Consider the following 14,762-nt stretch of genomic DNA (forward strand, 5'->3'; position numbering starts at 1 on the left):
CGTTCGAACCTCTGCACATACTGTTTTCCAATTGACTTGGAAATGATCCAACCGGCTGGTTGGATCGTTCTCTGTTTGTGACATCAGTACCAAAAGATACCGAAAGCCGACAAACAGTGAAGCTGACTATCCATCATCGGAACCGAAGCTCCTAGGTAGTTGATATATGTGCAGTCATTCATTCATCGAATGAACCAAACCGCCCACATATCTCTTCAGATACCATCAATGTCAAAGAACGTGGCAACAACTTTCATCATCACCAGAGACAAAAACCAACCGACTGCGCTAAATCTTTCTAGCGCTGCCCGCTCATCTCTACCTCATTTTCTTCACTTCCGAACCCCTCGAAGTTGCCTCCGTAGCGCCGTCCGCTGCCCCGCCCTGCGCCTCAGCGCCGCCGGTGAAGGGGGTTCTAAGGTTATTACCAAACAGCCGCAAGCGCTTTTTCAACAAAATTCACAAAAAACACAAAAAAGATAGAAAAGTGAAAAATTTCAACAAGATAGGGGGAGAGGAAAGGAACAGAGAGGGCCTTAGGCCCGCATTTCCCCACTCAAAACGCCAGAATCTCAGCCCCTTCACTGGGAATCCCCCACGAGTCGCCTTGGCAAACCGCTTATTCGAGGGTGTATCGCGGGGCTACACTCGCCATTTGCGTGCGATTTCCTGCAAAAAGGGCGGCTGATTGCTCAGCCGCCCTTATGACTCACTCATGTGACTCGCATTTTTAACGATCCGAGTCGCCCTTAGCGCACCACGTAGACCGACACATCAGCGTGGCGGACCACTTTGGCGGCGTTGGTGCCCAAGAGGTAGTCCCGTGCCGTGGGGCGATGCGAGCCGATCACGATCAGATCGCTGCCAGCCAGTTCGGCCGCATGCAGCACCTCCTGGTAGACCTTGCCGGTGGCCACCTCATGGCGGACCTTGAACGGCAGCTCTTCCCCCAGAACCGATTTCACAAAAGCCTTCAGACGCGACACGGTCTCATCCACGGCTTTGGCGTGATAGTTCTTTGGGAAGAAGTCCGGGATCTCCCCGGCGCCGAAGTCGGGCACCACGGTGATGACATCCAATTGGGCGCCATCGACGCGGGCCAGTTTGGCCGCCTCTTCCAGCACCCGTTTGTCCGGGCTGTGTTCACTCATGTCGATGGCACAAAGGATTGCACTGCTCATGCCTGAACCTCCTTGGGCTGACGGGCGGCACGGCCGCGTTGCAGGAAGGCGATGCCAGCAAGCAGCAGCAGCGCCGGGATATACATCAACTCCTTCGGCAATTGATCCGCCGGAGCAGCCACCGAAGTGACCTGCATCGGGGCATCGCCATAGAAGTCAAAGTTCGACATGGTCTCAAAGTAGGGGGTGCCCGGGAAAGGCTCCTCCAACAGAAGCATGTCACCCTCTGGGATCGTGGTCAGACCCAGGGCGGCCAGACGGGACGCGCCATCTGCGGCACCGGTTGCGGGCAGAACGATGGTGGTTTCCTTAACCTCACCTGTGTCGAAGTCAGGGCCGGAGACAACCACCCGCAGTTCCGTGCCTTCCGGCGCCTTGCCCATGACCTCAACCAGCTGCGCTGGGGCTGAGATCTCAAAGGGCGGCTGGATGCGATCCATCAGGAAGCCCGGACGGAACAGCGCAAAGGCGATCAGGATCAGCAGCACGCTTTCGATGATGGTGTTCTTGGTCACAAACCAGCCCATGGTGCCTGCGGTGAAGATCAGGATCGCCACCGAGGCCACAATGAAGACAATGATGCCCTCCACCAAGGTCACGTCAATCAGCAACAGGTCGGTGTTGAAGATGAAGACAAAGGGAAGTGCCACGGTCCGCAGGCTATAGAAGAAGGCGGTGAAACCGGTGCGGATGGCATCGCCACCCGAAACGGCCGCCGCGGCAAAGCTTGCCAGACCCACAGGCGGGGTCACATCTGCCATGATGCCGAAGTAGAACACGAAGAGGTGCACCGCGATCAGCGGAACGATCAGGCCCGAGTTTGCGCCCAGTTCCACAACCACGCCCGCCATCAGCGAGCTGACAACGATGTAGTTTGCAGTGGTCGGCAGGCCCATACCAAGGATGAGGGACAACAGCCCCACCATCACCAGCATCAGGATCAGGTTGCCGCCCGAGAGGAACTCCACCAGATCCGCCATAACCTGGCCCACACCGGTCAGCGTCACCGTACCCACGATCACGCCAGCGGTGGCCGTGGCCAGACCGATGCCGATCATGTTGCGCGCGCCATCGATCATGCCCTGCGCCAGATCGCCAACACCGAACTTGAAGGCGGCGGGCAGGTCACCCTCGCCACGGAACATGGCCTTCAGCGGGCGTTGGGTCAGCAGGATGACAAACAACAGTGCCGTCGCCCAGAACGCCGAGAGGCCCGGCGACTTCTGTTCGATCATCAGGAAGTAGACCAAAACGATGATCGGCAGCAGGTAATAAAGGCCTGCTTTGTAGATCTCACCCACAACGGGCAGCTGCACATCTTTGGCGTTGGGATCATCCGGTTCCAGATCCGGAACCGAAGCCGCCAGCCACAGCAGGATCACATAAGCAACAAACACCAGTGCGGACAGGATCAGACCCGATCCTCCCGGCACCATGGCGACGATTGCCTTCACAGGATACTGCACGCCGTAACACAGACCAGCAAAGCCTGCGAAGAACAGGAACATGCCAAAGATGGTGCGCGACAGCGAAACAACGCGATCCCCCAAGGTGGGCAGGTTCCGTTTCACCGCTTCGAGGTGCACGATGTAAACCAGCGCCATGTATGAGATGACTGCCGGCAGGAAGGCGTGGGTGATCACCTCGACATAGGAAATGCCGACATATTCCACCATCAGGAAGGCCGCGGCCCCCATCACTGGTGGCATGATCTGCCCGTTCACTGAGGATGCCACTTCCACCGCGCCGGCCTTCTCACTGGAGAAGCCCACACGTTTCATCAGCGGAATGGTGAAGGTGCCGGTGGTCACAACGTTCGCAATCGATGAGCCCGAGATCAGGCCGGTTGCGGCCGAGCCGACAACAGCCGCCTTGGCCGGGCCACCACGCAGGTGACCCAGGGCGCCGAAGGCCATCTTGATGAAGTAGTTGCCTGCACCCGCCTTCTCCAACAGTGCGCCGAAGAGCACGAAGAGGAAGACAAACTTGGTCGAAACGCCCAGCGCGATGCCAAACACACCTTCGGAGGTGATCCACATATGGCTCATCGCTTTCTTGAGCGAGGCACCTTTCCAGCGGATGACTTCGGGCACCCAGTCAGAGGAGCCGAAGAAAACATAGCCGAGGAAGATCGTCGCGATGATCGCCATGGCCGGGCCCAATGCGCGGCGCGCGGCCTCAAACAGCAGGATCAGGCCAACCAGCGCCACCCATTTATCAGTGTCATCGGCCAATCCGCCCGAGTTCACGATCTTGTCGTAGAAGAAATAGCCATAAAGCGCGATGAAAGCGCCGACGCCGGCCATCACCCAATCCTGAATCGGGATCCGCTTGCGCGGGCTGGTCGCCAGGGCCGGATAGGCCAGAAAGGCCAGGAAAATTGCAAAGGCCAGATGGATCTGGCGCGAGTTGTTAATCAAATCGCCGGGCAGGATGTAATTTGCCAGAGGCGAGGCCAAGGTGACCTGAAAGACCGACCATAACAGCGCAATCGCTGCCATGAAGGTTGCCACGGCGCCTACGGGATTTCGCCCGCCTGCGTCACTGGCGGCAACCAGTTCCTGTAGTTCTTCTTCGCTGAGCGCGCGGCCCTCTGTCTTTGGTTTGGCCATGCATCCCTCCCCCTGCCGGATGTCCCCCCGGCATCAATGCCTGTTTATCTTATTCACAAATGGAAAACCGGCGGCTGGGGTGAGCCAGCCGCCGGAAGGTTAAGATCGCTTATTCGATCCAGCCCATTTCTTTGTAGTACTTGGCAGCACCGTCATGCAGCGGTGCCGACAGACCGGCGGTTGCCATGGTCTGCGGGTCCAGGTTTGCAAAGGCCGGGTGCAGCTTTTTGAAGTCTTCGATGTTGTCCATCACCGACTTCACAACGGTGTAAACCGCTTCGTCCGAAACATCGGCCGAGGTCACGAAGGTTGCGCCAACACCAAAGGTGGCGGTGTCACCGTCGTTGCCGCGGTACATGCCACCCGGGATGGTGGCGGTGCGGTAGAAGCTGTTGTCAGCGATCAGGCCGTCAACGGCTTCGCCCGACACTTCAACCAGAACCGAGTCACAGGCGGTGGTGGCTTCCTGGATCGAACCGGACGGGTGGCCAACGGTGTAAACCATGGCGTCGATCTGGTTGTCACACAGGGCTGCCGACTGTTCAGCCGCTTTCAGCTCGGTCGCCAGTTCAAAGGCGTCCATGCCCCAGCCCTTGGCTTCCATCAGCACTTCCATGGTGCCGCGCTGACCGGAACCGGGGTTGCCGATGTTCACACGCTTGCCAGCCAGATCGTCAAAGGTGGCGATGCCAGCGTCGGCACGGGCCACAACGGTGAAGGGCTCGGGGTGAACCGAGAATACAGCGCGCAGACCTTCGAAGGCGCCAGCGTCTTCGAATTTCGAGGTGCCGTTATAGGCGTGGTACTGCCAGTCGGACTGGGCAACACCAAACTCCAGCTCACCTTCGCGGATGGTGTTGATGTTGTAAACCGAACCACCGGTCGACTCGACCGAGCAGCGGATGCCGTGCTCTTTACGGCCTTTGTTCACCAGACGGCAGATTGCGCCACCGGTCGGGTAGTAAACGCCGGTCACGCCGCCGGTGCCGATGGTGATGAACTCTTCCGCCATTGCGAAAGGGGCAGTCGCCACGGTAGCAGCCAGCGCAAACGCGCCGAGTTTGAAGTTGGAAAACATCTCTTTCTCCCTGATTTGATGTTTCAAGTTTAGGTTCTTCGGGTGTCAGCCGGACCAGAATTCACCCAGTCCGCCATTTCGTTGCTCAACCTCTCCAATGCGGTGGCTGGTCGCCTGCGGATCGCGGGACACAAGAACTGCCATGAGACTTTCGAGGAGAGCGAGTGTAGCTGTATATGATGAAAAGAATTGCGGGCTCTCAGAGGGCACGATGAACGGAAAATCCGCGAATTTCAATGCCGGACACGTATGATTATCCGTGATGATGATCGTACGCGCCCCTTGATCCTGCGCCATTTGGGCGGCCGCGATGGCGCGGCGGGCATAGGGGGATTTGGTCACAATCAACAGCGCATCCTGTGGCCCCATATCCACCATCGCCGCGCCAAGTGAGGCCCCCATGCGCCCGGCCAGAACCCAGTTGGTCATGCAGTAATGGGCAAGGTAGGCAAGGTATTCGACAATCCCGGTGGAGCCATAGGCGCCAAACAGAACCACCCGGCGCGCCTGACCCAGGGCTTCGGCCGCGGCCTCCACCCGATCTGGGTCCAGCTGGGCATTCAACTGCTGGATATTGGCGATCACCGCCTCAGTCTGGCGCTGGATGATCGATGCGGTGGTGGCATCCCCCTGCCCCAGTTTCGCAGCCTTTTCCGAGAAGCTTTCCACGCGCTGACCAACGGCCTGCCGGCACAGTTCGCGGATTTCTTCGTAGCTGTCGAACTCCAGCGCGCGGGCCAACCGGGAATAGGTAGCAGGCGGCAGGCCGGAAGAGGCCGAGATCGCCCGCAACGACCGTGAGGCCACATCAATAGGGTTGGACGCAACATAATCGGCTGCGCGCCGCAACTGGGCGCTCAGGTCACTGTATCTGGATGCAATCCGATCCTCGATGGATGTCAATTGCGTCACGAATCCCCCCTGTTTCATCGCAACTTTTCATTTGTATTTTTTCTTGTCAAGAAATGAAACATATGTTTCACCTCCCGCAAGTCATGTCGCGTCAGGCGACGATTCGACTTTCTTTGTTTTTGCTGTCTCAGGCTGAAAGGGCGGCACCATGGCTGCATCCACATTTGCAAACACCTCCCATGTCTTTCCCCGTCACACCCAAGTGATTCCCCCACGGGCGGCCCGCGGGGACGGGTGCTATATTCTTGATAAGGATGGGAAACAATACTTCGACGGCTCCGGCGGCGCGGCGGTGTCCTGCCTTGGGCATTCCGATCCCGACGTGATCGCAGCGGTACAGGACCAGACCGCCACTTTGGCCTATGCCCACACCAGTTTCTTCAGCTCAGACCCCGCCGAAGAGCTGGCGGATCTGCTGATCAACCACGCCCCAGACGGGCTGGATCGGGTCTATTTTGTTTCGGGCGGGTCCGAGGCAATGGAATCAGCACTGAAACTGGCGCGGCAGTATTTCACCGAAATTGGCCAGCCGCAGCGGCGCCATGTCATCGCCCGCCGCCAGAGCTATCACGGCAACACGCTGGGTGTTCTTTCGGTTGGCGGCAACATGTGGCGGCGCGAACAATTTGCCCCGCTGCTGATTGAAACAACCCACATCAGCCCCTGCTACGAATACCGTGGCCGCGCAGATGGTGAGAGTGCCTTTGACTACGGCCAGCGGGTTGCCAATGAACTGGAGGCAGAAATTCAGCGTCTGGGGCCGGACACGGTCATGGCCTTTGTCGCGGAACCCGTGGTCGGGGCCACCGCCGGCGCGGTGCCGCCGGTTGAGGGGTATTTCAAACGGGTGCGCGAGATCTGCGATCAGCATGGCGTCTTGCTGATCCTGGATGAGGTGATGTGCGGCATGGGGCGGACCGGAACCCTGTTTGCCTGTGAACAAGAGGGCATTGCGCCTGATATCACCGCCATCGCCAAGGGGCTGGGCGCTGGCTATCAGCCGATTGGCGCCATGCTGTGTTCCAAACAAATCTATCAGGCCATCGAAGAGGGTACCGGCTTTTTCCAGCACGGCCACACCTATCTGGGCCACCCAGTGGCCGCCGCCGCCAGCCGCGCGGTTCTACGCAAACTGACCCAGGGCGGACTGGTCAGACGCGCCGCCGTGATGGGGGAGAAGCTGAACGCCGCGCTGCAGGACCGTTTTGGCCAGCACCCCCACATTGGCGACATTCGCGGCCGCGGTCTATTCCGCGGGCTGGAGTTGGTAGCGGACCGCGCCAGCAAAGCGCCCTTTGCCCCGGATCTGGCCCTGTCGAAGAAGATCAAGGCCGCCGCCTTTGAGGCGGGTCTGCTGTGTTACCCGATGGGCGGCACAATTGATGGCAAGACCGGCGCCCATATCCTGCTGGCGCCACCGTTTATCATGACCGAGGATCAGATTGGCGAAGTGGTGGATAAGCTGGACATCGCCCTGCGCGCCGCCCTGCCCGGCTGACCTGCCCGGCTGATCTGATACCCAGAAACGCAAAAGGCCAGCCACACGGGCTGGCCTTTCTGTTCGGCGTGAACCGCCCCTTAAGCGGCGGTTTCCGAAACCTTATCCGCAAAACTTTGGAAGAATTTCGCCGACAGTTTCTTGGCGGTGCCTTGGATCAACCGGCTGCCCAGCTGGGCAATCTTGCCGCCCATTTCCACCTTGGCCACATAGGTCAGCACGGTTTCTTCGCCATCCTCGACCAGCGTCACATCCGCACCGCCCTTGGCAAAGCCAGCCGCACCACCTTTGCCTTCGCCGGTCAGGCTGAAGGCGCCGGGCGCGTTTGAATTGTCCAGCGTTACCGCACCTGAAAACTTGGCCTTCACCGGGCCGATTTTCAGCACAACCTTGGCTTCCAGCTCCTCCGGGGAATGCTGGATCAACTCCTCACAGCCGGGAATGCACTCTTGCAGCACCTCCGGATCATTCAGCGCGGCATAAACCACGTCACGAGGGGCGGAGATGCGGATTTCGTCGCTCAGTTCCATTTAACTCATCCTTCTTTCGTCAATCTGTTCAACAGCAGCGCGGGAACACCTGCAAGGCGATTTGCGTAGCGCGGTCTGTTGCTTGTGTGGTCGGGGCGGCGGGGGAAGGTGCTGGCGTGTCGCTCCTCTCGCCATCCGCAGGGTCAGTGGTTTCGCTGTCCGGGCCACCGATCTGGCGCGGGTGTTTGGTGGCCGCACGCCAGGTGATGATTTCTGCCAGGATCGACAGGGCAATCTCATGCGGATCCACCGCGCCAATGTCCAAACCGGCAGGCGATTTCAATCGGGCGATCTGCGCCTGAGTGACACCGTCCTTAGCCAACTTGGCGGTCAGGTGACCGGCCTTTTTGCGGCTGGCGACCATGGACACCCGCGCAGCATCGCTGGTCAGCGCGGCCTTCAACGCCAGTGCATCACCGCGCCCTTGGGAAGCGACAACAACAAAGTCCCGCGCCTGCAACTCCGCCGCCGCAGCCGCCGGATCATCCCCCGACAGGGTTGCGCGCACCCGGAAGCCTGCCAGTTCGGCATGGGCCGCCAAAGCCTGCGCAATTGGTCCGTCGCCAAAGATCACCAGTTGCGGCGCCAGTTGGAACGGCTCAATCAGCAGGTCCACCGTGCCGCCTGAGGGGCAGCCGCTTTTGAACAGTTGCACCCCGTCTTCATCAACGAGGCTGACCACTTTTTCCGAGGGTTTCACCCGGATCATCCGCGGCCCGCCTTCGCGCAGCGCCTCCTCGGCGGAGGCGATCACCGCACGTTGCACACAGGCCCCGCCCAGATGGCCCAGAATGTCACCGGCTGAGGTGACAGCCGCCTTGGCCCCCGCCTTGGCCGAGGTCACATCAGCGGTGCGCAACACCGTGGCCACACAGAACGGTGTGCCCCGGGCGCGCAGCCCCTCAATGTGGTCAAAAATGTCCAGATCAGCCATCTCCACTCCTCCTTCAGAGCCGGGCAAATTCGGGTTCCAAGGCGGCCAGCGCCTCGATTGTATTGGCGGGCAGATGCGCATCCAGATGCGGCAGCGCCTCCTGCATGGCGGCGGCCACGGGTTCGTAGCCCTGCCAGCCCTTTAAGGGGTTCAGCCAGACGATCCGGCGCGACCGCCGTTTGATCCGTGCCAAAACCGATCCCAGATCCTGCGGCGATGAGGTGCAGTAGCCATCAGACAGGATCAAAACGACGGTGCGCCCGTTCAGCACCCGCCCCGCGTGATGCTGCAGGAAGCTGCGCAAACAGCCCGAAATATCGGTGCCACCACCAAACCCCTCGGCCATCAGTGACAGACGGCCAGCCGCCCGCAGGCTGTCATGGTCGCGCAGCGTATCCGTCACGCGCAAAAGCCGGGTGTGAAACAGATAGGCCTCAGCCTGAGTGTCAGACCCGATCAAACCTTTGAGGAAGGCCAGAAACACCCTTGCATAGACCGTCATCGATCCGCTGACATCACATAGTGCAACCACACGCAGGGGCCGCAACGGGCGTTTGCGATGGAACAGCCGCAGCGGATCGCCGCCAGACGCCAGCGAGCCGCGCAAGATCCGCCGCAGGTCCAGGGCCGGGCCTTTGCGCGCCTGTTTGCGCCGCCGCGAACGTTTGTCCCGCAGCGCCTTGCCCAGGCGTTCGGCGGCCTCTTCAGCGCGGCGCAGGCTGTCTTCGTCCATCAGCTCACGCAGGTCACGTTTGCTGAGATTGTCCTGACGGGTGGCGATCAACTGGCCGTCTGTGCCTTCGGCCTCATCCTCCCCTTCGGGATCCGCCGTCATCGGTGCATCTTCGACGCCTTCGGCCCCATCGCGGGTTTCGCCAAAATGGTCCTGCCACAGCATCGGCTTTTGCGCCTGTACCTTCACATGATCCGATTTGGCCTGCCCCATCTTCTGTTTACCGGCATTGAGCCAATAGGCATCAAACAGATCGTCAAAACGGCGCCAGCCTTCCGCATCCGGCACCAGCAAGGCCCGCAGCGCCAGGCGCACTTCAAACATGTCACGGATATCGACCTGATGCAGCGCTTCCAGCGCCTGCGCGGTTTCCTGCGGGCCCAGCATAAACCCGTTGCCCCGCAAATGCGCCATGAAGCCCGCCAATCGCTCAGCAGGTCCAGAGGCGCGGGTTGGGAAACGGGTGATCATCATCAGGCAACCTTTCCGATCACCTGATCCAGCCACACCTGCGGCGCCGCATCGCGGTCTGCCGCGGTTTTCAACAGACACACCATGGTGGCCTGCAACTGATCGCGGGCCTCACTCAGGTCGTTGACCCCCAGACCGGCCAGCGCCGCAGCCCAATCCAGCATTTCCGCCACGCCAGGGCTTTTTTCCAACTCTTCTTTGCGCAGCGCCTGCACCACGCTGACGATCTGGCGCGCCAATCGCGCCTCCAGCCCGGGATGACGGGCGTGCAGGATGGCCAGTTCGCTTTCCAGATCCGGAAAGCCCAAATAGCTGTAAAGGCAGCGCCGGCGCAGCGCGTCGCTTAGATCGCGGGTGCCATTTGCCGTCAGGATTACCACCGGACGATGCTGCGCCGTGATGGTTCCCATCTCAGGGATGGTGATCTGAAAATCCGACAGGATCTCCAGCAGGTAGGCCTCAAACTCTTCATCGGCACGGTCGATCTCATCGATCAGCAGAACCGGCGCCGTCTCAGCGGTGATCGCGCGTAGCAATGGCCGCTTCAGCAGATAGTCTTCGCCAAAAAGCGCCTGTTCCGTGACGCCGCCCTGCGCCTCAGCGGCGCGGATTGAGAGCAACTGGCGTTGGTAGTTCCATTCATAAATCGCGTGGCTGGCATCCAGCCCTTCATAACACTGCAGCCGGATCAACTCGGTGCCCTGCACTGTCGCCAAGGCCTTGGCCACTTCGGTTTTGCCCACGCCTGCAGGCCCTTCCAGCAAGACCGGCCGACCAAGGCTCAGCCCCAGCGACAATGCCATGGCCAGGCTGTCATCGGCGACATAGCCCGTCGCGGCCAGCTGTTGTTGCAATTCCAGATGCGTCACGTCCCGACACTCTCTTTCATCTTGCTAAAAATACTCTGGCAGCGCCGGAGGGGGGAATCCCCCTCCGGCACCTCTACACAGGCTCAGGTCAGCCGTGCAGTCCCAGATCGTTGGCGGTTTTCCAGATCCGCCAATGGTCATGCGGCATGTTGGTATGGGTCAGACCAAACGCCCGGAAGGCATCCTGCACCGCGTTGGAGAAACAAGGCACACCGCCCACATGCGGGCTTTCGCCCACACCCTTGGCGCCGATCGGGTGATGCGGGCTGGGGGTGACGGTGTAGTCGGTTTCATAGTTCGGCACTTCCCAAGCCGTCGGCAGGAAGAAGTCCATCAGCGTGCCGGTCTTCACATTGCCCATTTCGTCATAGGCAATCTCCTGACCCAGGGCGACGGCCAGCGCTTCGGTAAGACCACCATGCACCTGGCCCTCGATGATCATCGGGTTGATCCGCGTGCCGCAGTCATCCAGCGCGTAGAAGCGGCGAATGTCCGGCACGCCGGTGTCCACGTCGATGTCCATCACACAGACATAGGCGCCGAAGGGGTAGGTCATGTTGGGCGGATCATAGTAGCTGACCGCTTCCAGACCGGGCTCAATACCGGGGATCGCCTGGTTATAGGCGGCGAAGGCAATTTCCTTCATCGTCTTGAACCGTTCCGGCGCACCTTTGACCACAAAACGATCCACGTCAAACTCGACATCATCGTCATGTACCTCCAGCAGATAGGCCGCGATCATCTGCGCCTTGGCACGGATCTTACGCGCCGCCATTGCAGTGGCCGCACCCGCCACAGGGGTCGAGCGGGAGCCATAGGTGCCCAGACCATAAGGTGCGGTGTCGGTGTCGCCTTCCTCCAGCGTGATATCATCCGCCGGAATACCGATTTCCGAAGCGATGATCTGGCTGAAGGTCGTGGCGTGACCCTGCCCCTGGCTGATGGTGCCCAGACGTGCAATCGCCGACCCGGTAGGGTGGATGCGGATCTCGCAGCTGTCAAACATGCCAAGGCCAAGGATGTCACAGTTCTTGACCGGTCCCGCGCCAACAATCTCGGTAAAGAAGCTGAGGCCGATGCCCATCAGGCTGCGGGTTTTACCGGCTTTGAAATCCTCAACCCGTTGCGCCTGTTCAGCGCGCAGACCGTCATAGTCCACCGCCTTCATCGCCTTGTCCCAAGCGGTGTGATAATCGCCCGAGTCATATTCCCAGCCCAGCGCGGACTGATAAGGGAACTGTTCCTTCTTGATGAAGTTGATCCGGCGCAGCTCGGCCGCGTCCATGTTCAACTTGATCGCCAGCACCTCAATCATCCGTTCGATGAAATACACCGCCTCGGTCACGCGGAAGGAACAGCGATAGCTGACCCCACCCGGCGCCTTGTTGGTGTAAACACCATCCACAGCCAGATAGGCGGTTGGGATGTCATAAGACCCGGTGCAGATGTTCATGAAGCCGGCCGGGAATTTGGTCGGATCCGCGCAGGCGTCAAAACCGCCGTGGTCCGCCGTCACATGACAATGCAGGCCGGTGATCTTGCCCTCTTTGGTGGCCGAGATCTTGCCCTTCATCCAATAATCACGGGCAAAGGCCGTGGTCATCAGGTTTTCCATCCGGTCTTCGATCCATTTCACCGGACGGCCCGTCACGATGGAGGCCACAACCGAGCAGACATAGCCCGAGTAGGCACCCACCTTGTTGCCGAAACCACCGCCGATGTCGGGGGAAATCACACGGATGTTGTGTTCCGCAATGCCCGAGATCAGCGAGACCACGGTGCGGATCGCATGCGGTGCCTGGAAGGTGCCCCAAAGGGTCAGCTTGCCGGTGACCTTATCCATCGATGCCACCGAGCCGCAGGTTTCCAGCGGGCACGGATGGGTGCGGTGGTAATACATGGTCTCTTCCGCCACCACTTCGGCGCTGTCGATCACGGCATTGGTTTCCGCCTCTTCCCCGGCTTCCCAGGTGAAGATGTGGTTGGGATGGTTACGCGGACCGTGGGCACCATCGGTGGCCTTGCCGTTTTCATCTACCGTGTCTTCGCGCAGCACCACATCGGATTTCAGCGCTTCGAACGGATCGACGATCACCGGCAGTTCTTCGTATTCGACCTCAACCAGTTCCACGGCGTCGGCCGCGGCATAGCGGTCCTCAGCCACAACAAAGGCCACTTCCTGTCCTTGGAACAGCACCTTGCCATCGGCCAGCACCATCTGTTTGTCACCGGCCAGCGTCGGCATCCAATGCAGGCCCAGCGGTTCCAGATCAGCGGCGGTGATCACAGCAACCACGCCGGGCACTTTCATCGCCTCTTCGGAGTTGATCGATTTCACCCGTGCATGGGCATAAGGCGAGCGGACAAAATCGCCAAACAGCATGCCGTCCAGCTTGATATCGTCGACATAGTTGCCCTTACCTTGGGTGAAGCGCACGTCCTCAACCCGCTTGCGCGAGCAGCCCATGCCTTTGAGGCCAGCGGCGCGATCTTCGGGGGTTTGTACCTCGTCCTTCATTCCGCGGCCTCCTTCTGGGCGTTCAACTGATCCGACGCCGCCATGATCGATTTCACGATGTTCTGGTAGCCAGTGCAGCGGCAAAGGTTGCCGGCCATGCCGAAGCGCACCTCTTCCTCAGTTGGGCTGGGGTTTTCCTGCAGCAGACGATGGGCGCGGGTGATCATGCCCGGTGTGCAGAAACCACACTGCAGCCCGTGGTGTTCCCGGAACATTTCCTGAATGACACCAAGGGTGCCATCGTCATTGGCCAGACCTTCGACTGTGGTGATCTCAGCCTCTTGCGCTTGCGCCACAAAAACGGTGCAGGATTTGACCGACTTGCCATTCAGATCAACGGTGCAGGCACCGCAGTGGCTGGTTTCGCAACCGATATGCGGGCCGGTGATTTTCAGGTTTTCCCGCAGGAAATGGATCAGCAGGGTGCGCGGCTCGGCAAGGCCTTCAACCTCGCGCCCGTTCACCTTCAGCTTTACGTGCATCTTGGACATTGGTTCCTCCCTCAGCCCGATCAGTTGGACGCGCGCGCAATGGCGCGGTCGATGGCCCGGCGCAGAATGACGCCCGCCACATGTTTCTTGAATTCGACGGGACCGCGGTTGTCGGCCACGGGTTCGATATCCCCAAGCGCCAACATCACCGCGGTTTTGCAGTCGACATCACTCAGGGACGAGCCCACCAGCGCGTCGCTGGCCGCCTCACACCAGACCGGCGTATCGGCGAGGTTGGTCATCGCGATGGAGGCTGCGGTGCAGACCTCGCCTTCGGTCTGGATCATCACCCCGGCTGCCGCGGTGGCGTAATCACCGATTTTGCGCTTCTGCTTCTCATAAGCCTGACCGGTGCCCGCGGCGGGGACAGGAATGATCACCTTGGTCAGGATCTCCTCATCCTCACGGGCGGTGAAATAGGCGGCCTCATAAAACTCACGCGCTGGAACCTCACGAGTGCCATCCGGGCCCACCAGTTCAAAACGCGCATCAAGGCATTGCATCAGCCCCGGCATGTCATTGCCCGGATCGCCGTTCGCCACATTGCCGCCGATGGTGCCAACGTAGCGCACCTGCGGGTCTGCGATCACCAAAGCGGCTTCGCGGATGATCGGCACGGCCTGCGCCAGCGCGTCGTTCTCAATCAGCTCATGCTGGGTGACCATTGCGCCGATCGTGACCTCATCGGTTCCGATCGAAATGCCTTTGAGGGCGTCGATGTCTTGCAGATCAATCAAGTGATCCACATCCGCCATGCGCAGTTTCATCATCGGGATCAGGCTGTGCCCACCCGCGATCACCCGCGCGTCATCTCCGTGTTCCTGCAAAATGGACAATGCCCCGGCAACGTCCGCGGGCCGATGGTATTCAAATCCACTGGGTATCATATGTCATATCCTCCCTGTGCCCGTCCTCACGGGCGACACGGGGCGATG

General features: G+C 60.1%; 12 protein-coding genes. 1 reads left to right on the forward strand and 11 read right to left on the reverse strand.

The window, feature by feature from the left end; all coding sequences use genetic code 11:
• Positions 1-749 precede the first annotated feature (749 nt).
• The 4 genes from ACORLH_RS16750 to ACORLH_RS16765 all read right to left on the reverse strand — a co-directional run bounded on the left by ACORLH_RS16750 (position 750) and on the right by ACORLH_RS16765 (position 5,783).
• Complete coding sequence (locus tag ACORLH_RS16750; RefSeq protein ID WP_321829495.1) at positions 750-1,181, reverse strand: universal stress protein; 432 nt, start codon at positions 1,179-1,181, stop codon at positions 750-752.
• Positions 1,178-3,793, reverse strand: a complete 2,616-nt coding sequence (locus ACORLH_RS16755; RefSeq protein ID WP_321829497.1) for a TRAP transporter permease — start codon at positions 3,791-3,793, stop codon at positions 1,178-1,180. Before ACORLH_RS16755 ends, ACORLH_RS16750 begins: the two co-directional genes overlap by 4 nt.
• A 109-nt stretch (positions 3,794-3,902) precedes the next feature.
• The gene (locus ACORLH_RS16760) at positions 3,903-4,871 is read right to left on the reverse strand and encodes a TAXI family TRAP transporter solute-binding subunit (protein ID WP_321829499.1); all 969 of its coding nucleotides are present in this window, start codon (positions 4,869-4,871) and stop codon (positions 3,903-3,905) included.
• Between the two features lie 45 nt (positions 4,872-4,916).
• Positions 4,917-5,783, reverse strand: coding sequence for a MurR/RpiR family transcriptional regulator (locus ACORLH_RS16765; RefSeq protein ID WP_321829501.1), 867 nt, complete (start codon positions 5,781-5,783; stop codon positions 4,917-4,919).
• 148 nt (positions 5,784-5,931) lie between these two features.
• On the opposite strand from ACORLH_RS16765, the gene ACORLH_RS16770 reads away from it, so the two are divergent.
• Positions 5,932-7,281: an aspartate aminotransferase family protein gene (locus ACORLH_RS16770; protein WP_321829503.1), complete on the forward strand. Its 1,350-nt coding sequence runs from the start codon at positions 5,932-5,934 to the stop codon at positions 7,279-7,281.
• An 80-nt stretch (positions 7,282-7,361) separates the two neighbouring features.
• On the opposite strand, the gene ACORLH_RS16775 is transcribed toward ACORLH_RS16770, so the two are convergent.
• The 7 genes from ACORLH_RS16775 to ACORLH_RS16805 form a co-directional block, all read right to left on the reverse strand.
• Entirely contained in the window at positions 7,362-7,811 is a 450-nt protein-coding gene (locus tag ACORLH_RS16775; RefSeq protein WP_321829505.1) for a carbon monoxide dehydrogenase subunit G, read from the reverse strand.
• Positions 7,812-7,839: 28 nt separating this feature from the next.
• Positions 7,840-8,745 carry an XdhC family protein gene (locus tag ACORLH_RS16780; RefSeq protein ID WP_321829507.1) on the reverse strand — a complete coding sequence of 302 codons (906 nt, stop codon included), beginning with the start codon at positions 8,743-8,745 and terminating at the stop codon, positions 7,840-7,842.
• A gap of 13 nt (positions 8,746-8,758) precedes the next feature.
• Complete coding sequence (locus ACORLH_RS16785) at positions 8,759-9,952, reverse strand: vWA domain-containing protein (RefSeq protein ID WP_321829509.1); 1,194 nt, start codon at positions 9,950-9,952, stop codon at positions 8,759-8,761.
• Positions 9,952-10,818, reverse strand: coding sequence for a MoxR family ATPase (locus ACORLH_RS16790; protein ID WP_321829511.1), 867 nt, complete (start codon positions 10,816-10,818; stop codon positions 9,952-9,954). Before ACORLH_RS16790 ends, ACORLH_RS16785 begins: the two co-directional genes overlap by 1 nt.
• Before the next feature lie 88 nt (positions 10,819-10,906).
• Positions 10,907-13,336 (reverse strand): aerobic carbon-monoxide dehydrogenase large subunit, encoded by a 2,430-nt coding sequence (locus ACORLH_RS16795; protein WP_321829514.1) that lies wholly within the window; start codon positions 13,334-13,336, stop codon positions 10,907-10,909.
• Positions 13,333-13,827 carry a (2Fe-2S)-binding protein gene (locus ACORLH_RS16800; RefSeq protein ID WP_058244946.1) on the reverse strand — a complete coding sequence of 165 codons (495 nt, stop codon included), beginning with the start codon at positions 13,825-13,827 and terminating at the stop codon, positions 13,333-13,335. Before ACORLH_RS16800 ends, ACORLH_RS16795 begins: the two co-directional genes overlap by 4 nt.
• 20 nt (positions 13,828-13,847) lie before the next feature.
• Positions 13,848-14,714, reverse strand: coding sequence for a xanthine dehydrogenase family protein subunit M (locus ACORLH_RS16805; protein ID WP_321829518.1), 867 nt, complete (start codon positions 14,712-14,714; stop codon positions 13,848-13,850).
• Between the last annotated feature and the right edge of the window lie 48 nt (positions 14,715-14,762).

The organism is Thalassovita sp., assembly GCF_963691685.1.
Taxonomy (GTDB): Bacteria; Pseudomonadota; Alphaproteobacteria; order Rhodobacterales; family Rhodobacteraceae; genus Thalassobius.